This is a genomic window from Flavobacterium sp. XS2P24 (assembly GCF_030010285.1).
Lineage (GTDB): Bacteria > Bacteroidota > Bacteroidia > Flavobacteriales > Flavobacteriaceae > Flavobacterium > Flavobacterium algoritolerans.
On sequence record NZ_JASCRU010000007.1, the window covers coordinates 75314 to 98463 of the forward strand.

Below are 23150 nucleotides of genomic sequence, written 5' to 3' on the forward strand. Positions count from 1 at the left end.
TGTTTTTTTAGTTAAATGTAATTTATTATCTCTATTCGATATGTTTTTTCGTTAGTTCTCAATAAAAAAAGGTTCAACTTATAAAATTGAACCTTTTTTAGTATTATAGAAAAAGAGATGATTTACACTTTTCCTAATGTATATAATTGTTCCATTGTAGGAGTTAAGCTTCCTCCTTTTGGCTCAAGTGTGATTCCAAAAGCTTCTGCTTCATTAGCATTATTCACAGCAAATAATTTTTGCTCATTTGCATCAAAGTTTTCCAATAATCCAATGCTTGTAGGAGTCAATGGGCTTAATTTTAATGCCCAAACCTGATATACCATTCCTTCTGGTGGCTCCGGTAAACCTGCGGCATCAATATAGACTACTTTAGTATCTTGATTCCAATATACTTTTGCAAAAGATTCTGGAGCAACTACTTGTCCACCAAGTGCTACAACAGTATTTTTAGTGTCTCTTACAACCGCTAAACTCGTTTCGTTAGCCGTGTTTTTTAATTTTAAGACATTAAATTCTTTCTCTAATTTAGCTTTCTCAACTTCAGTATTGGCTACTTGCGTAGTAGTTTCATCTAATTGATTGTATTGATATCCAATACCAACCAATAATAGAATTGCTGCTGCCCAACCAACATATTGTGACCAATTGCTGGTAGGTTGTAACTCGATTACTTTAGCATGTTTGAGTTCCAGTTTAGCTTTAATTTTTTCATAATTAGCCACTGAATGAAACGGTGAAAAGCTAGATGATAAAGCAACAATGGCTTTTTCTATCGCAATAATTTCGTTGTTAATTTCTGGATTATTTTTCGCCATGGCGCTTACTTGTTCGTTTTCGGGTTCACTTAGTAAACCGTAAACATAAAGCTCCAGGATTCCTGATTCTATATATTCTTTTGTTTCCATTATACTTTCAAATAATTTCTTAAGTCATTAATACAATTTCTATTTTGTGTTTTTACTGTTCCCAAAGGAATTGCCAATTCATCAGAAGCTTCTTGTTGGGTATACCCTTTAAAAAACAGTAAATCTATTATTTGAATACATTTTGGTTTTAGTCTTTTTACAAACTCTTGCAATCCAATTGTATCCATTTTGTCAACCAGTTTAGAACTGTCTTCAAAGTGATTTACGAAATTATCTGTAGAAAGGTTTTTTTGACTGTTATTAAAATTTTTTGAACGCAGTTTATCTATAGAAGTGTTTCTGGCAATATTGAGGATCCAAGTGTAAAATCTTCCTTTGCTCTCATGGTACGAATCAATATTCTTCCAAATTTTTACAAATACTTCCTGAAGCACGTCTTCTGCTTCTTCTCTATTCTTTACGAGAACATTTATAACCGAAAATAAACTTTTGGAATACATATCATATAGATGTGTAAATGCCCTTTCGTCTTTCTTATAAATTAATACTAATAACTCTTCTTGACTCATATCTTACTATTTTACTTATACAAACTTATACAATCTTATTTAGAAATGATTGATTTAATGATTGTCAAGATAATAAAAAAAATAAAATAAAAATAATTATATTTTATTTAAGTATTTATTTTCTTGATTATCAAGTATTTGACTAATTAATTGTTTTTTTTTTACCATTTTTAAAACCAAAAGAAACACTTTCCCGTAAATGACTTTATAACCTTTTAATTTATAACAAAATGAAAAAAACAAAAATGATTTTAGGTCTATCGCTAGTGGCGGTTTCGGGCTTAATATTAGTAGCTGCGGATCACATAGATGCTCCGGCTACAATGTCTGGCGATGCAGGTGATATTACTGATGTGTACGCTTTTCAAGGTCAAAACACAAGTAATTTAGTATTTGCAGTAAACACACAAGGATTGTTAAGTCCTAATGCTACAGGTGCTGCTACATTTAAAGAAAATGTAATGGTTGAGATCAATATTGATAACACAGGTGACAATGTTGAAGACTTAGTGATTCAAGCAATCAAGAGAGATGACAAAATGTATTTCTTTGGACCAGTTGCTCCAGGAACAACGGGAACATCAAGTACAGTTAAAACGACTGCAGCTACAGGAAATGTTACAATTTCTACTTATGGCGCAACAGCTTTAACTGCTGAGCAAAACGGAATGAAATTTTTCGCAGGACCAAGAGACGATCCTTTTTTCTTTGATTTAGGTCAATTTAAAGCAATTCTTGGAGGAACAGCTTCAGGTTTTAAAAATCCGGGTGTAGATACATTCGCAGGAACTAATGTAATGTCAATTGTAGTAGAAGTTCCAAAAACAATGTTAGGTTCTTCAAGCACAATCAATGTTTGGGCTGAAACTAAGAAAAAACAATAATTATTTTATTTAAAAAAGTAACAACATGAAATCGAGTATTTACGATTTCCAAAAAACTTAAAATATAAAGATCATGAGTAAAACAAATAAATTCAAAATTATAACAATCGCGCTAGTAGCTGCAGTTGTTTCAGTAAATTGTGATAATGACGATTCAAACGGTGATTCTACTGTAAGCCTAGATTTTTCAGGAACTTATGTTCAGCAAGATCAAATGGCGAGACCCGCAATCAATACTGTATTCGTTGCTTCAGGGCAACCTAAAGACGATTTTAATGCTGCAATTCCTTCGGCAATGGGAGCTAAATACCAATCTATTTTTCAATCTAGATTATTAGCATTGAATCCAGGATATACTACTAATGCTTTAGGACAAACGGCTGCTCAGCTAACTGGTCTTTTGGCTACAGATGTATTGGGAGTTTCTAAGACAGCTAAAACTACTTTCTTTGACGGGACTAATATATTAACTGGTAGAGCTTTGGCAGATGATGTAATTGATGTTGAATTATTATTGATTTTTGGTGGTTCAGCGGGTACTTCTAACCCGGGCCTTACTAAAGATAATGTAAATGCAAATGATAAAGCATTTGGTACAACTTTCCCTTACTTAGCTTCTGCTTGGTAATATTTTCTAAAAAAAAAACAGAGCGCTTGCAACAATTTTCGCTCTGTTTTTTTTATTACAACAAACAAACAAACAAACAAACAAAACAATTAGAGTATGAAAACTTTAAAAACAATATCATTTTTAGTTTTCACAATCCTATTCATATTCGGTTGCGAGACTAAATCAGAACAAATTACAAATAAGGAAGACTATAATAAATATTTGACTTTAAAGGAAAATAAATCACTGACTTTTGCATATAAAGAAATTGATTTTTGGCAGAAAAAATTTGATGCAGCTCCAAACCAAATCAGTTATTTAAGTCAATTAGCATCAAATTACAACATGCTTTTCGAATATACAGGAAATATTAAAAGCCTATATAAAACGGAAGAATTATTGACAAAATCAAACGAAGCGTATGATTATTCCAGAGTATCAACGATTCGATCATTAGCAAGAAATTACATTTCACAACACCGTTTCAAAGAAGCGTTGGAGTTAGCTAATAAAGCATTAGCAATAGGCGAAGGAAAAAAAGAAACCCAAAAATTATTGTTCGACGTTCAAATGGAATTAGGAAATTATCCGGAAGCGGTTAAAAATCTGAATGCCATAAGAGACATGAATAGTTTTGATTATTTGATTCGCTTGGCAAAATGGAACGATCACAAAGGAGATTTGGATACAGCCATAACTTTCATGGAAAAAGCGAGAGATATTGCTGAAAAAGACGATAACAAAGGACTTAAAATTTGGTCTTATTCAAACCTTGGAGATTTTTATGGTCATGCGGGAAGAATTCAGGAATCGTATGACAGTTTCCTAAAAACATTAGCATTAGATCCTAATTATTCCTATGCTCTAAAAGGAATTGCTTGGATAGTTTTCTCTAAAGAAAGAAATATAAATGAGGCAAATAGAATTATTGATGCTATAGCTGTTACTCATAATACTCCAGATTTTTATTTGTTGAAATCTCAAATTGCCCAATTTAAAGGAGATAAAACCAATGAAATAAGAAATAGAAACGCTTATTTTTCTATGATGGAGAAAAATAATTATGGCGCGATGTACAACAAATATAATGCTTTGATTTATGCCGATGACAAAAAAACAGCTTCAAAAGCATTAGAAATTGCCAAAATAGAAGTAGAGCACAGACCCACTGCAGATTCTTATGACTTATTGGCTTGGGCATACCTAAATGTAGGCGAAAATAAAAAAGCATTAGAAATTGCTCAGAATCATGTGGTCGGAAAATCCTTTGAACCAAAGGTACAATACCACTTAGCAATGATATATAAATCAAATAATTTAGCGCTTAAAGCGAAACCTATTAAGGAAGAATTACTGTCCAGCTTGTATGAATTGGGACCTAATTTTGACAAAAAGGTAAATCAATTATAGCGTATGAAAAATATTATTTTAGTGATGATTACCCTTTTTGGGTTGTCTTCCTATGGCCAAATCCAAAAAGGAAAAGTGTTGGATAGCGATGGTAATCCTGTTGAAAACGCCTACTTAGTGAACACAAATTCTGAAAGTCATGCGCATACAAATGAATTCGGATTGTTTAGCTTAGATAAAACAGTTTTGGGAGATGTGATTAAAATAACCGCTTTAGGATATAAAAAGTCAAATTTTACCATTGTTTCATCGGATGATACAATGATTCTGGAAGATGATATTTTTAGATTGAATGAAATAATAATCCAACCTAAACTTTCGGCTATGAATGTAATTTCTAAAATAGATTTGCAAACCACTCCGGTAAATTCTTCGCAAGAAATTTTGCGAAAAGTACCTGGATTATTCATAGGGCAACATGCCGGTGGAGGAAAAGCGGAGCAAATTTTTCTTAGAGGTTTTGATATCGATCACGGAACAGATATTGCCATTTCAGTAGATGGAATGCCAGTAAACATGGTTTCTCATGCGCATGGTCAGGGGTATGCTGATTTGCATTTTGTAATTCCGGAAACGGTAGAAAAAATAGATTTTGGAAAAGGAACATATTATGCTAACAAAGGGGATTTTGCAACGGCAGGATATGTTGCTTTCCAAACTAAAGATAAAATTGAAAAAAGTAGTATTGGTCTTGAAATAGGACAATTCAACACGATGCGAACAGTGGGATTGTTTAATCTTTTGGGCAACCAAAAAACACAAAGCGCCTATATCGCTACAGAATATATACTGACAGATGGGCCTTTTGATTCTCCCCAAAATTTCAATAGGATCAATCTGTTAGGAAAATATTCAGCTATTTTAAGTGACAATAGCAAGTTTTCAATCTTGGCTTCTCGCTTTTCAAGTAAATGGGATGCTTCGGGTCAAATTCCGCAACGGCTGATTGATAATGGAACGATTTCTAGATTTGGTTCCGTTGATGATACCGAAGGAGGAAATACTTCCCGAACGAACTTCAGTGCAAGTTTGAGTAAACCAATTGATGAAAATACGTTCTTGAAAGCCAATGCTTTTTATTCAAATTATCAATTTGAATTGTATTCGAATTTTACTTTCTTCCTGGAAGATCCAATAAACGGAGACCAAATTAAACAGAAAGAAAACAGGGATATTTATGGAATGAATGCCGAGCTGAATAAGAAAACAAAATTAAATGATGTAGATGTTTTGTTACAGTTTGGTGGAGGTTTTCGCGCTGATGCTACAAAAGATACGGAGCTTTCTCATACTTTGAACAGAAGAACAGTTTTAGAAAATATAAAATTAGGAGATATTGATGAATCTAATTTGTTTTCGTACTTGAATTCAGAATTCAATTTTGGAAAATTAATGATTAATCCGGCCATTCGATTGGATTATTTCAAATTTAATTACCAAGATAAGTTGACTATGGATTACAAAACACAATCAGAATCTAAAGTTAAATTTTCTCCAAAACTGAATTTCATTTATTCGAAAAATAACAATTTGCAGTTTTTTATAAAATCAGGAATGGGTTTTCATTCGAATGATGCTCGAGTGGTCGTTCAAAACAGTGGAAAACAAATTTTACCAACCGCAATAGGAACGGATATTGGTACCATTTGGAAACCATTTCCTAAGTTAATTGTGAATTCTGCTTTGTGGTATTTATTTTTGGAGCAGGAATTTGTTTACGTCGGAGATGCCGGAATCATTGAGCCAAGCGGAAAATCAAAACGCATGGGAGCAGAGCTTGGATTGCGTTATCAGTTGAACGATTGGTTGTATTTTGATGCTGATGCAAATTATACTTATGCCAGAAGTATTGATGAACCAAAAGGTCAGGATTACATCCCGTTAGCGCCAGATTTCACCACGACAGGAGGTTTAAGTTTCCAGAAAGTCAATGGTTTCTCAGGAGGAATACGGTATCGTTACTTAAAAAATCGCCCAGCAAATGAGGATAATTCTATTGTTGCCAAAGGTTATTTTATATCTGATTTAAATGTTAATTATCAATATAAGAATATCAATTTCGGAATAGCAGTTGAGAATATTTTTGATACTGCATGGAACGAAACACAATTTGCCACTGAATCCAGGCTTCAGAATGAACCTGAAAGTGTCGAAGAGATTCATTTTACTCCCGGAACACCTTTTTTTATGAAAGGAAAAATAACCTATACGTTTTAAATACCATATTAAGATTTGTTGTTTATTTGTTTGGAAGTCTGGCATTTTCATAATGTCAGGCTTCTTTGTTTTTTAACGTGTGTTTAACGAAAATAAATTTTAATGAGACAAATAATTGTCTATTTTTATAAAAAATTTTAAATATGAAAAATCTAGTATTTATTGCCACTTTTGCTTTAATCTTATTTAGCTGTCAAAATCAGGCGCAACCTAAAAAAACTGAAACCAAAATGAGCAACGCATCAATAGCTAAAGAAACAATTTATCAGTTCAAAGTAGAAGATTTATCTGGAAACAGTTTTGATTTTGCTTCTTTGAAAGGTAAAAAAATCATGATTGTAAATACTGCTTCAAAATGTGGATTGACGCCACAATACAAAGATCTTGAAGCTGTTTATAAAGAATACAAAGACAAAGGATTAGTGATTGTAGGTTTTCCTGCGAATAATTTTGCTTCTCAAGAACCGGGAACAAATGAAGAAATTGCTACTTTCTGCCAACTGAATTACGGAGTAACTTTTCCTATGATGGACAAAGTTTCTGTAAAAGGTGATGATATGGCTGCTATCTATCAGTTTTTGACTCAAAAATCAAAAAACGGATTGAAAGATTCAACTGTGGAATGGAATTTTCAAAAATACCTAATCAACGAAAAAGGAGAATTAGAAAAAGTGATTTCCCCAAAAACTTTGGTAACAGATCCTGAAGTATTGAATTGGATCAAAGCGTAATTTACTGATTTTAAAAAAGTAAAATATTTTAAAAGAGATTTTCAGTCAAATGAAAATCTCTTTTTTTTTTGTAGTTTGAGTAAGTGTCGAATATTTTCTAAAATTTGAACCATTAAGAAATTAAGTTACATTAAGAATCAGAGCTTAATTTTTCTTAATTTCTTAATGGTTTAATTTAAATTTTTTCATTTTTGAAAATTTCCGCAACAGCAGCTTCGTAATTTCGGATGCTTTGCGCTTTTTTTATTTTTTTCAATACCTTATGCGGATTTGAAAAAGTAGCCGAAAAGTATTCCCATAAATGGTACATTTTCAATAAAATATGTGTTGAACCCGAAAGCGATTCACTATAAATAGCATACAAAGTATCGTGAAACGCACTGAATAATTCCATTTTATTGGCAGGATATTCTGAAGTATTGTTTTTTATCATACTGGGTAAAAATGGATCCGAAATTAATCCTCTACCAATCATCCAATGGTCAATAGTAGGAAAGCGTTGTTGCATTTCATGAAATTTAGCCACCGAAGTAATATCGCCATTGTAATATAGTTTATGCTTGCTGTTATCAACACATAGCTGAAACGCATCCAGATTTACGCCACCTTTATACAGTTGTTTTCCAATGCGCGCATGAATCGCAATATTTTTAATAGGATACGTATCTAAAATAGGTAAAACTTCCAAAATTTCTTCACTGTTTTCATAACCCAAACGCATTTTCATAGACACAATAATGTCAGATTCAGTATGTGCTCTGTGAAGAATGTTATTGATTTTCTCTGGATTACTGATTAGACCGGAGCCCATTCCAGACTTCGTAACCATAGGATAAGGACATCCTAAATTCCAGTTTAATTCCTTATAACCCAGTTCTCGAACATATTTCGCCACAAATAAAAATTCATCGGCATCGTTTGTTATCACTTGCGGAATTACCTCTAAATCAAGATTATTCTCCGGAAGAAGGTCTCGTTCGTAGGATGGTTTAATAACCATTTTTCCGTTTAAGCGAATGTAAGGTGAGTAAAACGTATCAATTCCTCCAAAAATTTTGTTTTGGGCATTTCTAAAACGAAAGTCGGTAAATCCCTGTAAAGGCGATGAAAGTAAGGTATAGTCCATGAAATTTTTAGTTGTGCAAATATACTATAAAGTCTCAAGTCTTGAAGTCATAAAGTTATAAAGCCAAACATATTGAAAAAAACGAACCAAATTCTAGTTCAACTTCAATTATTCTAAAATCAATTGCATGAAAACGGAACTCAACCAACGATCGAATTTATAGCCTGATTCTTTAATAATGCCCACGGTTTCAAAACCATATTTTTTATGAAAAGCTATACTTCCTTTATTTTCGGAGTCAATAACGCCAATCATAGTATGGTATTTTTGTTTTTTTGCCAATTGAATCAGTTCAGCCAATAATAATTTCCCAACCCCTTTTCCTAAAAATTCTTCCGCAACATAAACAGAATGTTCCACTGTAAAACGGTAGCCTATTTTATGACGAAAAGATCCATAAGTAGCATATCCAATGGTTCCATTTTCAGTTTCGGCTACAATTACAGGTAAATCTTGAGCCAATTTATCCTCAAACCACAATTTATGGGTTTCAAAATCTCGTGGCTCATAATCATAAATCGAAGTACTGTGAAGTATTTGGTGATTGATGATTTCCAATATTGTATCTAAATCGGTAAAAACAGCCGGTCTTATTTTGATTTCCATATAGAATTTATTTTCCTTCAAATTTAAGAAAACTATTTAAGATTAGAGAAAAACCTTTACATCTTTGTATCTTTGTTACTTTGAAACTAAAACAATGATTTACCCCAAAATACCTTTAGCACAAAGCATTATTGAAATTTGTTTGTCCAAAGGAATCACCACCATAATTATTTCTCCGGGTTCTAGAAATGCACCGTTAACAATAGGTTTTGTGAGTAATCCAGCCTTTCAATGTTACAGTATTGCTGATGAGCGAGCGGCTGCTTTTTTTGCATTGGGAATAGCACAACAAACGAAACAACCAGTGGTTTTGGTGTGTACTTCCGGTTCTGCTTTATTGAATTATTATCCGGCTTTTGCGGAAGCATTTTACAGCCAGATTCCTTTAATAGTGATTTCGGCAGATAGACCGCAAAGCAAAATTGATATTGGCGACGGACAAACGATTAGACAGGAAAATGTATTCGAAAACCATTCTTTGTACAATGCTAATTTGCAAGAAGACGTTTCAGCTACAAATGATTTAAAAATCAACGAAGCCATCAATACGGCAATCGCGCAAAAAGGTCCCATTCACATCAATGCGCCTTTTGAAGAGCCTTTGTATGAAACCGTTTCAGAACTTTCAGTTGAAGTGAATACTATCGCTTCCGCAAATGTAACTCTGACAATTTCTATCGAAGACGTTTCGGAATTTGCAACAATTTGGAACAATTCCACCAAAAAAATGATTTTAGTTGGTGTAAATGAACCGAATACCATCAATGAAAAAATAATAGATGCTTTTGCGAAAGATGAGTCGGTTGTAGTTTTGACTGAAACGACTTCTAATTTGCATCACGATACTTTTATAAGCAACATTGACACCATAATTACGCCTTTTACGCATGATGATTTTGAAAATTTTCGTCCGGAAATTTTAGTGACTTTTGGCGGAATGATTGTTTCGAAACGAATCAAAGCTTTTTTGAGAAAATACAAGCCAAAACACCATTGGCATATTGATTCTTGGAGAGCATATGATACTTTTGGTGCTTTGACCAACCATTTTGAAGTAAATCCAAATGTATTTTTTGATGTATTTCTACCACTTACAAACGCAACAGAAAGTAATTATTTTAAGCAATTGGACGCTGTGAAAGCGTTACGAAAGCTAAAAAGTGATATTTATTTAGAAAAAATTCCTTTTTCGGATTTTAAAGTTTTCGAAAAAGTGATTCAGTGTTTGCCAATGAATAGTCAGTTACAAATCAGCAATAGTTCAGCAATTCGTTATGCGCAATTAATAGACGTTCATCCTTCAATTGAAGTGTATTGCAATCGCGGTACCAGCGGAATTGACGGAAGTACTTCTACGGCTATTGGCGCGGCTGTCTCTGCATATGGACGAGATGAAAAACAAACCGTTTTCATAACGGGAGATGTTGGGTTTTTGTACGATAGCAATGCATTATGGAACAATTATATCCCGAAAAACTTCAAGATTATTCTAATCAATAATGGAGGCGGAGGAATATTCAGGATTTTACCAGGACATGAAGAAAGTCCTGTTTTTAATACATTCTTTGAAACTTCCCATTGTTTAACTGCGGAACATTTGGCTAAAATGTATGGTTTTGAATATAATATAGCTAGCGATGAAGCAAGTTTAGCAACAAGTTTGACTGCTTTATATGCTCAAAATGAAAAGCCAAGTATTTTGGAAATTTTCACACCCACTTTGGAAAATGACAGCATTTTACTGCAATATTTTAAAGAATTGGTCTAATTATTTTCAGGTGTCCGTTAAAAGGCACGATTAAATGTTTAAATTTGAGAATATAAAAATCTATTAATCAAATATTAAACTTTTATTTATGAGTGCAAGAGACGAATTGATTGTAAAGTATGCTGCTGATTTGAAAGACAAATGTAGCGTTAATCCAGACATGGATTTGTTGACAAAAGTAACTATCGGTTGTGGTCCGTCAATTTATAATGATGATTCTGCAACGGTAGCCGGAAGTCAGCAAGCCGAGTTAGATACGGTAAAAAATAATTTTCTAATCAAGAAATTAGGACTTGCAGATGGACCGGAATTAGATGCTGCAATAGATGCCGTTATGGAAAAATACGGTCGTTCTAACAGGAATAAATACAGAGTGGTAATTTATTATTTACTGGCTGTTCATTTCAAAAAAGAGAGTGTTTACAATTAATATTAATTTGTAAATAGTATCCATAAAAAAAGCGTTTGCCTCGGCAAACGCTTTTTTCTTTTATGTTTTACTGCACCATTAAGAAATTAAGATGCATTAAGAAAAACTCAATTTTAGAAATGGTTTAATGGTTTGAATTCTTCTAATGTTTAACGAATTGGTATTGGGAAAACCGGTAAACTGGAATGTCCTAATGCATCAACTGTTTGAACAGCAAAGAAAAAATTATCTTTAGAATATGGGATTTCGGCTTTTGTGTCTTTTACAAAAATTGCTTTTTCCCAATGTTGTGATGACGTTTCTCTAATCAGAATGTTATATCCATAAACTGATTTTCCTTCAGGAGCAGTCCATGCTAAAGTAGAAAAATTAGTCAAATCCTTCACTTCAATTCCTACGTTTGTTGGTGCTTTTGGGGACCAAGCTAAATTACTGAATGTAGCCAAGTTAGAACAAGTTACTTTCTTCATGTATTCAAAATCCATAAACTCAGCAAGATCGCCGTATTGGATGTTATTTTCTTTTCGAACATTTTGATGTTGGTGATCGTAGTTTTCGTTCATTTCACAAAAACGAATAGCCGTAAATCCATTTTGACTGAAAGGAGTGTGATCACCACCACGTAAGAAACGGTCGTTGCGATACACTAAATTAATATCCAGTTGTTCCACATATTGATTGGTAACCGTTTTAATGTAACGGGCTAATTGTCTGGATGGACTGTCGTTATCACGATTGGTCGATTTACGCATTTTTGATTCGGCTTCCGTTTCTAAAAATGGAATTGTTTCACTGAAAACACGAACTTTAGTATTATCACGCAATAAAGTACCGCTGGATAAACTGTTTCCAATCATGTCATTATTAATCATGGCAATAACATTCCATTTTCCATCTTTGGCAACATCGGCTAAATGTTTGGCTCCGTACAATCCTTGTTCTTCACCAACAACCGCCACAAAAATCAGTGTAAAAGGAAATTCTCTTTGACTCATGATTCGGGCTAGTTCCATCATGGCAGCTACTCCTGAAGCATCATCATTTGCACCAGGCGCATCTGATTTGGCATCCATTACATCTGAAGCACGAGAATCTAAATGGCCGCTTATAATCAATACACGATCATCTGTAGGATCAGTTCCTTTTAAAGTTGCCATCACATTACCTAATTGGCTGTCTGTAGCAATACGTCTTCCATCGGCTTTGATGGTGAAAAAATCAATAATAGAAGTCAGTCTTCCGCCAGATGCTAAAGCATATTTATCAAATTCTGATTTTACCCAGCGTTGCGCCGCTCCAATACCGCGCGTGTTGCTTTTGGTATCGCTTAATGTATGTCGGGTTCCAAAAGATACGAGTTTACGAACTGTAGCTTCCATGTTTTCCGATTTTACTTCGGCAACCATTTTTTTTATTTCGGGATCATCGACTGTGGTTTGTGCGTAATTGGTATGAGAAATAAATACAAGTAGTAATAAACAAAGAATTGAGGTTGGTTTCATTAATAGGTCTTTTTTAGTTTCCTCAAAGTTAGTAAAAAAGAAAAAGAAAGTATAAGCGAAACCCGATTTTAGGATTTGTTCATGCTTCCTGCGTTTAAAATTTTGAAGAATTAATTCTTCTGAAAAACAAAACGTTCTAATCTAGCCCCGATGGAAGCAAGTATCCCACGCTTTTGGGCGTGGATACTGCGGACAGCGGGACAACTCGTGATGAAAGAACAGAAAGTTATGCTCCTAATAAAGAAAATAGCTATCGGATTTTGGGGTTGTTTTTTTGTAGACAGTTTCTTAATTTACTATTTTCAAACTTCGTACCTTTGCGCTTTAGAAATTGAAAGAAAATGATTGAAATAGGAAAATACAATACGCTTACCATTTTACGCGATACCAAAGTGGGTTTGTTTCTGGGAAATCCAGAACAGGATCCAGAAGGAATACATGATATTCTGTTACCTAACAAATACGTGCCAAACGAATTTGAAATAGGTGAGGAGTTAATTGTTTTTGTGTATCTAGACCACGAAGAAAGACCCGTTGCCACGACATTAGAACCTTATATATTATTGAATGAATTTGCACTTTTGCGTGTAAATTATACCAATCAGGTTGGTGCTTTTATGGATTGGGGAATGGAAAAGGATATTTTGGTTCCGTTTAAAGAGCAGGCGCGTCCTATGGAAAAAGGGAAACGCTACTTGGTGTACTTATATATGGACGAAAAAACCAATCGTTTGGTTGCTTCAAGTAAGACCAACCAATTTCTAAAAAATGAGGAACTTACGGTTGAAAAAGGGGAAGAAGTAGATTTGATTTTTTCGCACATCACCGAGATAGGAATTAACGTAATTATCAACGAAAAGTACAAAGGGTTGTTGTACAAAGATGAAGTCTATGATGATGCGATTCGTACGGGAGACCGCATGCGTGGCTATATCAAAACGATTCGTCCTGACAATAAAATAGATGTTTCGTTACAAATTCAAGGATATCAAAGTATAGAGCCGAATGCGGAGAAAATTCTGGATGAATTAAGAGCCAGCAGAGGGTTCTTGCGATTGACTGATAATTCGCATCCGGAAGACATTAAAACGGTTTTGAAAATGAGTAAAAAAACCTTCAAGAAAGCCATTGGCGCTTTGTACCGAGAGAAATTAATAGAAATCAAGGAAGACGGAATTTACTTGGTTAAGGAATAAAAAATACTAACAATATTGATGTTTATTCTTTTGTAACCATTAAGAGATTAAGGAAATTTAGTTAAGAGGTGATTCTTAGTGTAGCTTAATTTCTAAATGGTTTAGAAAAAAAATATAGTTGAACAATCTTTATTTATTTAAAAAAAAGAAAGACTAATCATAACGGTTAGTCTTTCTCTTTTTAATCCTGTTTTAGAATATTAAATTCTAGCAGCATTAAAATAAAATAAATTTAATTTTACTTTTAAAGTATTTTTATCCACCTATAATGAACAATAGTATGCTCTATACTATTTTAAAAATATTAACTTAAGCGTAAATTACTTTAAAGAATAGTTTGTCTTTAAATGTACAATCACTTGCTTACGAGTTAAGAAATAATTTCACGATAAGGCCGCTGGTTTTCTATATATTGGAAGATAATTTTCTAAACAATTGTTTATTAATGTCTCACTTTTGCTAGGACAAGAAAATAGTTCTTTAATTAACCGTAGGTGTTACTTTTTATTTTTTACTGCTGGGGCAAATGGTTGTAACATTAGCTCGTTTATCGGGGCTTTGAATATATTTTTATAAGTTATTACCGTAGAAAAAGGAGCGACAACATTTTTAATTGCATTCAATACATTCTTTTTTTAGGTTAATAAATCAGTGAAGAATCAATAATTAATCAAGATAAACAATTTGTATTCATCTGATTAGCTTGATTTAAATTTAGAAATAATTTGAATTACCTACTGTTAAAATGCTTTTTTTTAATTCTTTTTTAACGTTTTAAAGCCTTTAATCAGAGAAGGATTACCATAAGCTTATCTAAATAGAATAGATAAAATGTAAAAAATGATTTATTTTTACACTAAAATAATTTAAATCAATTGTAATGGATTGGATCACTGCCAAAGAATACGAAGATATCACTTATAAGAAATGCAATGGCGTTGCCAGAATTGCGTTCAACAGACCGGATGTGCGCAATGCATTCCGTCCGAAAACGACTGCCGAATTGTTTAATGCGTTCTATGATGCACAGGAAGATACGTCCATTGGAGTCGTTTTACTTTCTGCTGAAGGGCCTTCTTCTAAAGATGGCGTGTATTCTTTTTGCAGCGGTGGCGATCAAAACGCGCGCGGGCATCAAGGATATGTGGGCGATGACGGACAGCACCGTTTGAATATCTTAGAAGTACAACGTTTAATCCGATTCATGCCAAAAGTAGTTATCGCTGTAGTTCCAGGTTGGGCTGTAGGTGGAGGACACAGTTTGCATGTGGTTTGCGATTTGACTTTGGCAAGTAAAGAACACGCGATTTTCAAACAAACGGATGCTGATGTAACGAGTTTTGATGGTGGTTATGGTTCTGCTTATTTGGCCAAAATGGTGGGACAGAAAAAAGCACGCGAGATTTTCTTCTTGGGGCGCAATTATTCTGCTCAGGATGCAATGGATATGGGAATGGTGAATGCGGTAATTCCGCATGCTGAATTAGAAGATACGGCATACGAATGGGCGCAGGAAATTTTACAAAAATCACCAATGGCGATTAAAATGCTAAAGTTTGCCATGAATCTTACCGATGATGGGATGGTGGGACAACAGGTTTTTGCAGGTGAAGCTACAAGACTTGCGTATATGACCGAAGAAGCTAAAGAAGGAAGAAACGCATTCCTGGAAAAAAGAAAACCGAATTTTGAGAAAAAATGGTTGCCGTAAAAAGTTTGATGTTTTAGGTTTCAAGTATAGAACTTGAAACGTTAAACTTTAAACCTGAAACAAAATAAAAAAATGGAAAATTTCACAAACGAAACGATTGATACGCGCCAACTTCCAAAATTTGAGGAAGTCACTTTTACGAATTTACATCCTAAATATATTAATGTGGTTTTGATTAGTCTGGTGAGAATTATTGCACTGCTAATTCTAGTTCCAATATTATTTTCCATGCTTAAACCGGAATTGTTTTCGGGAAGAGTCTGGTTGATTTTAGGAATAGTAATTCCTGTATTTTCGATTTTGTTAGTCGTGTTTTCGATTATTGGATTCAAGAAAAAAGGATTTGCATTCCGGGAACACGATGTTCTTTTCAGACACGGGATTATAGCTACAAAAACTATTGTAATTCCTTATAATAGAGTACAACATGTGGCTTTGCATGAAGGATTAATTTCACGTTATTTTGGTCTTGCCAAAATTGAAATTTTTACCGCCGGAGGAAGTTCAAGTGACATTGAAATTCCGGGAATCGAAAAAGAACAAGCCGAAGATATCAAACAATTGTTGATGGGTAAAATACAAAAGCAATTGTAATGGGAGCCGATTTTAGTCAGCCGCAAAGGCAATCTTCAATAGGGATTTTGGTGATGTTTTTTTACACGCTTCAGCAATACGCCAGAGCGTTGTGGCCTATGATTGTGATTTGGATTTTCAAGTTTGACGAGGTTAATAAATTGTATTTTTTCCTTGGGATGGCAACTGTCTTTGTGAGTATTGGAGTTGTTTCTTATTTGAAATATCTGAATTTTACTTTCTTTTTGGATGCCGAAAATGAAGAATTTATCATTACAGATGGCGTTTTCAATAAAACCAAAACAGCGATTCAGCTTCGTAAAATTCAACAGGTAAATATTAATCAGTCTTTTATTCAAAAGTTAATTGGTGTTTATGAATTGGATGTAGACACTGCCGGTAGCAATAAAAAAGAAGGCGCTATCAAAGCGATTTCGCATGAACTGGCTTTAGAACTGAAATTTCGTTTGTTGGAAAATGAAGAAACGCAGCATACAATCGGAACTGAAGAAACTTCATTGGAGGAAACCGAGCAAAAACTATTTGAAGCAACACATCCTTTCATTAAAATAAGTTTTTTGAGTTTGTTGAAAGTTGGAATAACGTCTAACTATGAGAGAAGTATCGCCTTGTTGCTTATTTTCTTTAGTACGATTTACGAGAATTTTCAAAATTTTGGAGACGATAGTAATGTTTACAAAGAAAAAGTAGGCTCTTACATTGATGAAAATTTAGTCTTTCAGACGATTTTAATATCGATAGTGTTTTTGTTTGGGATTGTTTTGGTTGTAAATGTAATCCGAATCGTTTTTAAATATTATGATTATAAAATAACCCGACAAAAAGGCTCTTTGTTGTTGTCTTTTGGGTTGTTAAATACAAAAAGTACTATTATCAAGCCTGAAAAAGTTCAGATTACGACCATTAAAAGGAATTATTTCCAAAAGAAAATGGGGATTTTAGAACTGAAAATTAGACAAGCGACCAGCGGAGAAAAAGAAGAACGCAAGTCGCTAATAGAAATTCCGGGCTGTAGTGAAACCGAGAGAGATTCGATATTGAAATTGTTGTTTCATAAAATTCCTGAAAAAGGATTAATGCTTCAGCCTGATTTTCGTAAACTTGTTTTTTCTGTTTTCCTTTCAATAGGACTACCTTTGTTAGGATTTTTGGCGATTGGGTATTGGATTGAACCCCTGTTTTTTGAATACAGTTATGTAGTGCCGGTTTATGCGATTTTTATTGGATTAATCCAATATTTTAAATTTAAGAATAACCGATTGTTCATCAACGAGAATTTTATAATAAAGCAAAGTGGTGCTTGGGATGTGAGTAATGATATTATTGAGCCCAGTAAAATACAGGCGATTACAACTTCGCAGCTATTTTGGCATAAAAAGTTGAATATAGGTTCTGTAACATTGCATACCGCAGGAGGAGATATCGCTTTTCAGTTAGGGGATTATTCAGTTATAAAGCAACAAGTCAACCTTTGGTTGTATCAAATAGAAACTTCCGATAGTAATTGGATGTAAACAAAATGGTTTAAAGTCTGAGGTTTAAAGTTTTATATACTTTGAATCCTAAGTTTTAAACTTCAAACTTTTAAATAAAAAAACATGAAACATTGGATTGAAGCCGCACGATTACGCACATTACCCTTATCGGTTTCTGGAATAATAGTTGGTAGTATGTATGCTTTGGCGCACCCAACAGATGATATATTAACGCCAACAGAAGTCTTTAACTGGCGATTGTTTGGTTTTGCTATTTTGACAACTTTGGGATTGCAAATACTGTCTAATTTTGCCAATGATTACGGTGACGGCATGAAAGGAACGGATAACGAGGATCGAGTAGGTCCAAAACGTGCGATACAAAGTGGTGTGATTACTCCACAAGCCATGAAACGCGCGATTATAATTACTTCGGCATTGACGTTGCTTTCAGCGATGTTGTTGATTTATTATGCGTTTAGAGATACAAATCTATGGTTTTCCTTGTTCTATTTAGTATTGGGAATTCTTTCAATTATTTCTGCAATTCGATACACGGTTGGGAATACAGCGTATGGTTACCGTGGATTTGGTGATGTATTTGTCTTTGTGTTTTTCGGATTGGTAAGTACTTTAGGGGTGAATTTTTTATATTCCAAACAATTGGATTTTGAATTGGTTTTACCTGCGGTTGCTATCGGATTATTGAGCGTGGGTGTTTTGAATCTGAATAATATGCGTGACGAAGCCTCAGATAGGAAGTCTAATAAAAATACGATTGTCGTAAAAATTGGCGGAGCCAAAGCAAAAATATATCATTATTTTTTGATTGTAACTGCGATGGTTATGGTGTTGATTTTTGCAATTGTAGACGACTTTCATTTTGATCAATACTTATTTTTATTGGCGTACATTCCTTTAGCTAAACATTTAATTACCGTCTATAAAAATCAAAACCCTAAGGAATTAGATCCTGAATTAAAAAAACTGGCATTGAGTACTTTTGCACTTTCGGTTTTATTGTCGTTAGGTATGATTTACTTTTTTTCGGATATCATTGTGAATACATTTTTAGGCGGGAGATAAAATAATAATCGAATACGGAATATTTCAATCATTCAATTTTTAAATTAAAAAAAATGAAAATAACATTTTACGGTCACGCATCATTAGGGATAGAAGTTGGAGGTAAACACATCATTGTTGATCCTTATATTTCGGCTAATCCAAACGCAGCACACATTGACATTGACACCTTAAAAGCCGATTATATTTTGGTGACGCACGCTCACGGAGATCATATTCTCGACGTCGAGGCAATTGCCAAAAGAACCAATGCGGTAATTGTTTCCAATGCTGAAATTGCAGGTTATTATTCTCAAAAAGGCTTTCAGTCGCATCCTATGAATCATGGTGGAAGTTGGAATTTCGATTTTGGGAAACTGAAATATGTAAATGCCATTCATTCCAGTTCTTTTCCTGACGGCAGTTACGGAGGAAATCCGGGCGGTTTTGTCATTGAAGGCGAACATAAAAATATCTACATTGCAGGTGATACAGCGCTGACAATGGATATGAAACTCATTCCTATGCGTACCAAACTTGACTTGGCAATTCTGCCGATAGGCGATAATTTCACCATGGATGTCGAAGATGCGATTATTGCTTCTGATTTCTTGGATTGCGATAAAATTCTAGGGTATCATTATGACACTTTTGGGTATATCGAAATCGACCACGAGGAATCCATTCGTAAATTCTTCAACAAAGGAAAAGATTTGATGTTACTGGAAATAGGCAGTTCCATCGAATTGTAATTAGTTATTGTGAGTTTTTCGAAGCAATCTCCAGCTATTCGTTGCAAATGAAATTCACTGAACTCCACTAAAATAAAAGTATGGTGAAGTAATCTTTTTATCAGCCGAAAAAGGCTGATAAAAAGGATTTTCACTGCAAACGAAGTTCAATGAACCCCTATGTAAATAAAAATTAAGTGAAGTAATCTGGGCTAAAAAACGTTAATCAAGAAAATGAACATTCAAAAAATAGCTTTAATAGTAGTAACAATTATTTCATTTCAATCTGTTTTCTCTCAAAAAGACGGTTATTGGGATAAAACCCGCGCTACAACCGAAGAAATAACGGTTTCAGCGAGAGACAGAATCATCATAAAAACCCAAGATTTCCCTGAAGGAACTACTGAGGTCGTTTATAGAATAACGCTTTTGGATAAAAATCAGCAAATGGCGGGTAGTTTAGTTTCGGTTTTAAAAGCCATCCCGGATCCTACGGGAATTAGTCAAGGTTCAGCAGGAGCAGTTTTTATTTTGTCTAAAATTTCTGGTGATGACAAATGCAAGTATGCTGTTTTTTCTAGTGCCGACTTGGCAGCAAAATACAAAGAAAACGGAAAAACGGATGATGCGTGTTTGGTTCAGGATACGCCAGTCAGTAAAGATGCCAAACGACTTTCTACAGAGAAATCGGCTTGCATGCAATCCAATTCTGGGAATTTATGGTTTGGTTTCGAAAGTAAAAACTGGATTATGAACCAAAAAATTATTCTGGAAGTCGTGCCGTGGGTCGATAATAAACTCAGTCGTGGCTGGACGCTTGAAAACAGAAAAGCAATCATCGATCAATGTAAAACATCTAATTTGGCTCAAAAAATGACCAATTCAGATGATTTTTGCGTTTGTATTCTCGATAAAATCCAATCCAAGTACAAGTTTAAGGAATTTCAAAAATTATTAGCTGTAGAGCGTGCTAAAGCGTTCAAGGATTTTGGTAACAGTTGTTTTGGGGAAACCAGTCTTTCAAAAAGTGTTTACGATGATTTGCGAAAGCAGGCCGCTGTATTAGCAAAACAAGGAAAACAAGGCGAAGCCATCTCGAAACTGACAACTATTATCAATGATGGTAAAGCAACCGCTTTGGATTACAATGCGATAGGAAGTAGTTATGTACTGACGAAGCAATACGGAAAAGCGATTAAATTCCTGAAAGAAGGCGAAAAACTTGATGATACTGAGTTGATGATAAAGATGAATTTGGCGCACGCCTATTTATTGAACGATAATTATTCATCAGCTAAAGCCATTTATAAAGAGTATCAATCTCAAAATGTTACGGATAGTTTTAGTTGGACTCAAAAAATAAAACAAGATTTTGCTGCGTTCAAAAAAGCAGGAATAACTTCCAGTGATTTTGAAAGAATTTTGAAGTTAGTGGATTAAGTTTTGATACAATTAGTTAGATACAAATTTGCCCCATTAAAATAACTCATAACTCATAATTTCTTGAAAGCAACCTACCATAAATACATTCTGGATTTCAAACGACCATCAGGAACTTCCCGTGGCGTTATGACTGAAAAAGAAACTTGGTTTATCGTCTTGGAACAAGACGGTAAAAAAGGAATAGGAGAATGCGGAATCCTTCGCGGATTAAGTATTGATGATCGTTCGGATTATGAAGAAAAATTACAATGGACTTGCGATACTATTCACTTAGGAAAAGATCAACTTTGGGAAGCTTTAATGGAGTTCCCTTCGATACAGTTTGGAGTGGAAATGGCGTTCCAATCTTTGGAGAGTGAAAACCCTTTTTTATTGTTCCCTTCGGACTTTACAAATGGCACAAAATCCATTTTGATAAACGGTTTGGTTTGGATGGGCGAGGAGTCGTTTATGAAGCAGCAAATCGAAGAAAAACTAGCGCAAGGTTTCCGATGTATTAAACTCAAAATTGGTGCGATAGATTTCGATAAAGAACTGCAATTATTGCGATTTATTCGGGAACATTTCACTCCAGAACAAGTCGAAATCCGGGTTGATGCTAACGGTGCTTTTAGTGAAAATTTAGCTTTAGGTAAATTAACACAACTATCTGAATTTAAATTACATAGTATAGAGCAGCCAATACAAAAAAATCACACTGACAGTATGGCAGAGCTGTGTGAAATCACACCTTTTCCTATTGCTTTGGATGAAGAGTTGATTGGTGTGTTTACTTTGGCAGAAAAGGAACAATTATTAGAGAAAATCAAGCCGCAATACATCATTTTGAAGCCTAGTTTTATAGGCGGTTTTCGAGGCACTCAAGAATGGATTTCATTGGCTGAAAAGCACAAAATCGGATGGTGGATTACCTCAGCTTTGGAGAGTAATATTGGACTCAATGCTATTGCGCAATGGACCTTTTTACAACACAATTTGATGCCTCAAGGATTAGGAACCGGAGCACTTTATACCAATAATTTTGACTGCCCATTGGAAGTTTCACAGGGGCAATTGTGGTATAAAAAAGAGTTGGATTGGAAGTTTGATTTTACTCTTTTGAAATAGATTATTTCGTAGTTTTCTTTTGTTCACCATCTCCCAATAAAACGGATAGTGTCTTTAGACTAGGTGTGCGGTCGGCAATCAATTTTATGATACTGATGAACGGAATGAAGAGAATCATTCCTGCAGCGCCCCATAAAATGCCTCCCACGATTACTACAATAATGATTACAAGTGTGTTTATTTTCAAACGGCTTCCCACAGCGAAAGGAAATATAATATAGGCTTCGAGTGCTTGAACAACAGAAAAAACAGCAATGACGGCTAACGGATACCAAATCGAATTGTACGTTATCCAAGAAACTGCAATGGGCAAGAGCGACGATATCATGATTCCTACATACGGAATAAAAGTAAGGATTGAGGCTATAAAACCAAACAGAAATGGGTGTGGTACTCCGATAATCAATAGTCCGATACTGTTTAATAATCCAACTATTAAATAGACCAGCAGCATTCCTTTGATGAAATTGTAATACGCATGAATGGTTTCGACGAGGATTTCGTGAATGGTTTTTTTTCTTTCGGGAGGGAAAAGTTCATATAAGGCATTCGATAACATCTGGCGGTGGAAAAGTATTAATGCCGAGAAAACAGGAATCATTAATAAGAAAAATACAGATTCAGACAGGGAATAAGCGGTATTTCGGACTATTGAAAAAGCTTGTGAACCGGAGTTGTTGAGCGTATTATTGATAAATTCTGTTTGTTTTTGCAAACTAATGTCAAATCGTTCCGAAATAAAAATACTCAATTGATTTATTGTTTCGGTTAGTTTGGTACTTAAAGATTGCCATTCGTGAAGAAACTCTGAAAACTGTGCGAATAATAGATAAATTATAGCTCCTACCAAAAGTGTTACTCCTAAAATGGAAATAATAATTGAAACTCCTTTGTTAATTCCTTTTGTTTCCATCCATTTACAGATGGGGTACAGAATGAAACTGATAAGTAATGAAAAGCTTAACGGAATAAATAATGTTTTGCCAAAGTACAGAATCAAAGCCGCCAATACGATAAACTGAAGAATTTCTAACACAGAAAATCTCCTGTTGGATTGAAATGGAATGGGTGTTTTAGAAGATTCTGACATATAATTGTTGTATTAT

Annotated in this window: 21 protein-coding genes; 15 read left to right on the forward strand and 6 right to left on the reverse strand. The window is 34.2% G+C overall.

Translation table 11 applies throughout. From position 1 onward, the window contains the following. Positions 1-122: 122 nt before the first annotated feature. Both QLS31_RS07510 and QLS31_RS07515 read right to left on the reverse strand, forming a co-directional pair. A complete protein-coding gene (locus QLS31_RS07510) occupies positions 123-908 on the reverse strand; it encodes an anti-sigma factor (RefSeq protein WP_282743334.1) in 786 nt (261 codons plus the stop codon). Further along, a complete protein-coding gene (locus tag QLS31_RS07515) occupies positions 908-1438 on the reverse strand; it encodes an RNA polymerase sigma factor (protein ID WP_099715280.1) in 531 nt (176 codons plus the stop codon). The genes QLS31_RS07510 and QLS31_RS07515 overlap by 1 nt, the downstream gene beginning before the upstream one ends. A 230-nt stretch (positions 1439-1668) precedes the next feature. On the opposite strand from QLS31_RS07515, the gene QLS31_RS07520 reads away from it, so the two are divergent. The 5 genes from QLS31_RS07520 (at position 1669) to QLS31_RS07540 (ending at position 7290) form a co-directional block, all read left to right on the forward strand. Then, positions 1669-2322 carry a DUF4331 family protein gene (locus QLS31_RS07520; protein WP_282713456.1) on the forward strand — a complete coding sequence of 218 codons (654 nt, stop codon included), beginning with the start codon at positions 1669-1671 and terminating at the stop codon, positions 2320-2322. Positions 2323-2395: 73 nt separating this feature from the next. Continuing rightward, complete coding sequence (locus QLS31_RS07525; RefSeq protein WP_282713455.1) at positions 2396-2950, forward strand: DUF4331 family protein; 555 nt, start codon at positions 2396-2398, stop codon at positions 2948-2950. 96 nt (positions 2951-3046) lie between these two features. Next, complete coding sequence (locus tag QLS31_RS07530; protein WP_282713453.1) at positions 3047-4342, forward strand: tetratricopeptide repeat protein; 1296 nt, start codon at positions 3047-3049, stop codon at positions 4340-4342. A 3-nt stretch (positions 4343-4345) separates the two neighbouring features. After that, entirely contained in the window at positions 4346-6559 is a 2214-nt protein-coding gene (locus tag QLS31_RS07535) for a TonB-dependent receptor (RefSeq protein ID WP_282743335.1), read from the forward strand. A gap of 143 nt (positions 6560-6702) precedes the next feature. Continuing rightward, complete coding sequence (locus QLS31_RS07540; RefSeq protein ID WP_099715285.1) at positions 6703-7290, forward strand: glutathione peroxidase; 588 nt, start codon at positions 6703-6705, stop codon at positions 7288-7290. A 175-nt stretch (positions 7291-7465) separates the two neighbouring features. Here QLS31_RS07540 and QLS31_RS07545 read toward each other — a convergent pair whose 3' ends face one another. Continuing rightward, a complete protein-coding gene (locus QLS31_RS07545; protein WP_282743336.1) occupies positions 7466-8416 on the reverse strand; it encodes a tRNA-dihydrouridine synthase family protein in 951 nt (316 codons plus the stop codon). A gap of 108 nt (positions 8417-8524) precedes the next feature. After that, a complete protein-coding gene (locus QLS31_RS07550; RefSeq protein ID WP_282743337.1) occupies positions 8525-9022 on the reverse strand; it encodes a GNAT family N-acetyltransferase in 498 nt (165 codons plus the stop codon). Between the two features lie 94 nt (positions 9023-9116). Here QLS31_RS07550 and menD point away from each other — a divergent pair, with 94 nt between their 5' ends. Together menD and QLS31_RS07560 are read left to right on the forward strand one after the other, a co-directional pair. Next, positions 9117-10790: a 2-succinyl-5-enolpyruvyl-6-hydroxy-3-cyclohexene-1-carboxylic-acid synthase gene (gene menD / locus QLS31_RS07555; RefSeq protein WP_282743338.1), complete on the forward strand. Its 1674-nt coding sequence runs from the start codon at positions 9117-9119 to the stop codon at positions 10788-10790. Positions 10791-10878: 88 nt separating this feature from the next. After that, the gene (locus QLS31_RS07560) at positions 10879-11220 is read left to right on the forward strand and encodes a DUF2853 family protein (protein ID WP_282743339.1); all 342 of its coding nucleotides are present in this window, start codon (positions 10879-10881) and stop codon (positions 11218-11220) included. A 149-nt stretch (positions 11221-11369) separates the two neighbouring features. Here QLS31_RS07560 and QLS31_RS07565 read toward each other — a convergent pair whose 3' ends face one another. Next, positions 11370-12722: a M28 family metallopeptidase gene (locus QLS31_RS07565; protein ID WP_282743340.1), complete on the reverse strand. Its 1353-nt coding sequence runs from the start codon at positions 12720-12722 to the stop codon at positions 11370-11372. A 341-nt stretch (positions 12723-13063) separates the two neighbouring features. Between QLS31_RS07565 and QLS31_RS07570 the strand changes: the two genes are divergently transcribed. The 8 genes from QLS31_RS07570 (at position 13064) to QLS31_RS07605 (ending at position 22044) form a co-directional block, all read left to right on the forward strand. Further along, entirely contained in the window at positions 13064-13918 is an 855-nt protein-coding gene (locus tag QLS31_RS07570) for a S1-like domain-containing RNA-binding protein (protein WP_282743341.1), read from the forward strand. A gap of 880 nt (positions 13919-14798) precedes the next feature. Next, positions 14799-15629, forward strand: coding sequence for a 1,4-dihydroxy-2-naphthoyl-CoA synthase (locus QLS31_RS07575; RefSeq protein WP_282743342.1), 831 nt, complete (start codon positions 14799-14801; stop codon positions 15627-15629). A 72-nt stretch (positions 15630-15701) separates the two neighbouring features. Then, complete coding sequence (locus tag QLS31_RS07580; protein WP_282743343.1) at positions 15702-16223, forward strand: PH domain-containing protein; 522 nt, start codon at positions 15702-15704, stop codon at positions 16221-16223. Continuing rightward, complete coding sequence (locus QLS31_RS07585) at positions 16223-17737, forward strand: PH domain-containing protein (RefSeq protein WP_282743344.1); 1515 nt, start codon at positions 16223-16225, stop codon at positions 17735-17737. The genes QLS31_RS07580 and QLS31_RS07585 overlap by 1 nt, the downstream gene beginning before the upstream one ends. Before the next feature lie 84 nt (positions 17738-17821). Further along, positions 17822-18784 carry a 1,4-dihydroxy-2-naphthoate octaprenyltransferase gene (menA, locus tag QLS31_RS07590; protein ID WP_282743345.1) on the forward strand — a complete coding sequence of 321 codons (963 nt, stop codon included), beginning with the start codon at positions 17822-17824 and terminating at the stop codon, positions 18782-18784. Positions 18785-18837: 53 nt separating this feature from the next. Further along, the gene (locus tag QLS31_RS07595) at positions 18838-19515 is read left to right on the forward strand and encodes a metal-dependent hydrolase (protein WP_282743346.1); all 678 of its coding nucleotides are present in this window, start codon (positions 18838-18840) and stop codon (positions 19513-19515) included. 213 nt (positions 19516-19728) lie between these two features. After that, positions 19729-20934: a hypothetical protein gene (locus tag QLS31_RS07600; protein WP_282743347.1), complete on the forward strand. Its 1206-nt coding sequence runs from the start codon at positions 19729-19731 to the stop codon at positions 20932-20934. Positions 20935-20997: 63 nt separating this feature from the next. Then, positions 20998-22044 (forward strand): o-succinylbenzoate synthase, encoded by a 1047-nt coding sequence (locus QLS31_RS07605; protein ID WP_282743348.1) that lies wholly within the window; start codon positions 20998-21000, stop codon positions 22042-22044. A gap of 1 nt (position 22045) precedes the next feature. Here the strand turns inward: QLS31_RS07605 and QLS31_RS07610 are convergent, their stop codons facing one another. Next, positions 22046-23134, reverse strand: a complete 1089-nt coding sequence (locus tag QLS31_RS07610; RefSeq protein ID WP_282743349.1) for an AI-2E family transporter — start codon at positions 23132-23134, stop codon at positions 22046-22048. Between the last annotated feature and the right edge of the window lie 16 nt (positions 23135-23150).

What these genes read in the sequence shown, in the direction of transcription:
- menD (WP_282743338.1), top strand. Translation starts at nt 9,117, where the DNA reads ATGATTTACCCCAAAATACCTTTAGCACAAAGCATTATTGAAATTTGT.
- QLS31_RS07540 (WP_099715285.1), top strand. Translation starts at nt 6,703, where the DNA reads ATGAAAAATCTAGTATTTATTGCCACTTTTGCTTTAATCTTATTTAGC.
- QLS31_RS07515 (WP_099715280.1), bottom strand. Translation starts at nt 1,438, where the DNA reads ATGAGTCAAGAAGAGTTATTAGTATTAATTTATAAGAAAGACGAAAGG.
- menA (WP_282743345.1), top strand. Translation starts at nt 17,822, where the DNA reads ATGAAACATTGGATTGAAGCCGCACGATTACGCACATTACCCTTATCG.
- QLS31_RS07520 (WP_282713456.1), top strand. Translation starts at nt 1,669, where the DNA reads ATGAAAAAAACAAAAATGATTTTAGGTCTATCGCTAGTGGCGGTTTCG.
- QLS31_RS07600 (WP_282743347.1), top strand. Translation starts at nt 19,729, where the DNA reads ATGAACATTCAAAAAATAGCTTTAATAGTAGTAACAATTATTTCATTT.
- QLS31_RS07545 (WP_282743336.1), bottom strand. Translation starts at nt 8,416, where the DNA reads ATGGACTATACCTTACTTTCATCGCCTTTACAGGGATTTACCGACTTT.
- QLS31_RS07610 (WP_282743349.1), bottom strand. Translation starts at nt 23,134, where the DNA reads ATGTCAGAATCTTCTAAAACACCCATTCCATTTCAATCCAACAGGAGA.
- QLS31_RS07585 (WP_282743344.1), top strand. Translation starts at nt 16,223, where the DNA reads ATGGGAGCCGATTTTAGTCAGCCGCAAAGGCAATCTTCAATAGGGATT.
- QLS31_RS07525 (WP_282713455.1), top strand. Translation starts at nt 2,396, where the DNA reads ATGAGTAAAACAAATAAATTCAAAATTATAACAATCGCGCTAGTAGCT.
- QLS31_RS07595 (WP_282743346.1), top strand. Translation starts at nt 18,838, where the DNA reads ATGAAAATAACATTTTACGGTCACGCATCATTAGGGATAGAAGTTGGA.
- QLS31_RS07570 (WP_282743341.1), top strand. Translation starts at nt 13,064, where the DNA reads ATGATTGAAATAGGAAAATACAATACGCTTACCATTTTACGCGATACC.
- QLS31_RS07550 (WP_282743337.1), bottom strand. Translation starts at nt 9,022, where the DNA reads ATGGAAATCAAAATAAGACCGGCTGTTTTTACCGATTTAGATACAATA.
- QLS31_RS07535 (WP_282743335.1), top strand. Translation starts at nt 4,346, where the DNA reads ATGAAAAATATTATTTTAGTGATGATTACCCTTTTTGGGTTGTCTTCC.
- QLS31_RS07565 (WP_282743340.1), bottom strand. Translation starts at nt 12,722, where the DNA reads ATGAAACCAACCTCAATTCTTTGTTTATTACTACTTGTATTTATTTCT.
- QLS31_RS07575 (WP_282743342.1), top strand. Translation starts at nt 14,799, where the DNA reads ATGGATTGGATCACTGCCAAAGAATACGAAGATATCACTTATAAGAAA.
- QLS31_RS07560 (WP_282743339.1), top strand. Translation starts at nt 10,879, where the DNA reads ATGAGTGCAAGAGACGAATTGATTGTAAAGTATGCTGCTGATTTGAAA.
- QLS31_RS07580 (WP_282743343.1), top strand. Translation starts at nt 15,702, where the DNA reads ATGGAAAATTTCACAAACGAAACGATTGATACGCGCCAACTTCCAAAA.
- QLS31_RS07530 (WP_282713453.1), top strand. Translation starts at nt 3,047, where the DNA reads ATGAAAACTTTAAAAACAATATCATTTTTAGTTTTCACAATCCTATTC.
- QLS31_RS07510 (WP_282743334.1), bottom strand. Translation starts at nt 908, where the DNA reads ATGGAAACAAAAGAATATATAGAATCAGGAATCCTGGAGCTTTATGTT.